Source organism: Chromobacterium sp. IRSSSOUMB001 (assembly GCF_023507765.1).
Taxonomy (GTDB): domain Bacteria; phylum Pseudomonadota; class Gammaproteobacteria; order Burkholderiales; family Chromobacteriaceae; genus Chromobacterium; species Chromobacterium haemolyticum.
The window spans coordinates 1-636 of sequence record NZ_JALCYU010000056.1; the positions used below are offsets into that span (position 1 = coordinate 1).

Consider the following 636-nt stretch of genomic DNA (forward strand, 5'->3'; position numbering starts at 1 on the left):
ATCTGGTCCTTGACCCCCGCCACGAACAGGCTGATGTGCTGGCCCACATTGTGGAGCCAGCGCCGGCCGCTGGTCTGGTTGGTGTCGCGCTGCGCCACCAGGTCCAGGTTGGTGCCCGCCGCCACGGTCTGGCTTTGCTGGCTCAGGCTGGCGATGCCCGCCGGCGCGGACAGCACGATCAGCGGTTGTTGGCCGGCTTGGTCTTTTGCCGTCTTGCCGTCCTTGTCGGTGTTGGAGCCGGCTTCCCAGGCTTTCAGCGCGGCGGCCTGGTGTTGCAGGTGGCCTTCGGTTTTCTTGGCGGCTTTGGCGTTGTCCGCGCCGATTTCTTCCGGCCCGGTTTCCATGGTGTCGGCCTGCTGGCCGCTGGCGGTGTCGCCCAGGCTCTGGCTTAGGCTGAGGGCCGCGTCCAGCTGACTTTGCGCTTGTTCGCGCGCCAGTTGTTTGCCGGAAGCGCCGTTTTGCGCTTCGGTGCTCAGCAGCAGGCCGTGACCGGCGCGGATGGCGCCGTGGCTGTCGGTTCTGAGTTCGAAGCCGTCGCCGCGTGGTTCGGCCTTGCCGTTGCTGCGCGGCTGGGTCAGGAAGCCCTGATTCAGTTGGGTCTTGCCGGGTTCGGAACTGAGTTTGGCTCTGACTTCA

Annotated in this window: 1 protein-coding gene; it reads right to left on the bottom strand. The window is 66.2% G+C overall.

All coding sequences use genetic code 11. From position 1 onward, the window contains the following. The coding region (locus MOV80_RS23285; RefSeq protein WP_249605564.1) for a type VI secretion system Vgr family protein at positions 1–636 on the bottom strand (636 nt) is incomplete at both ends.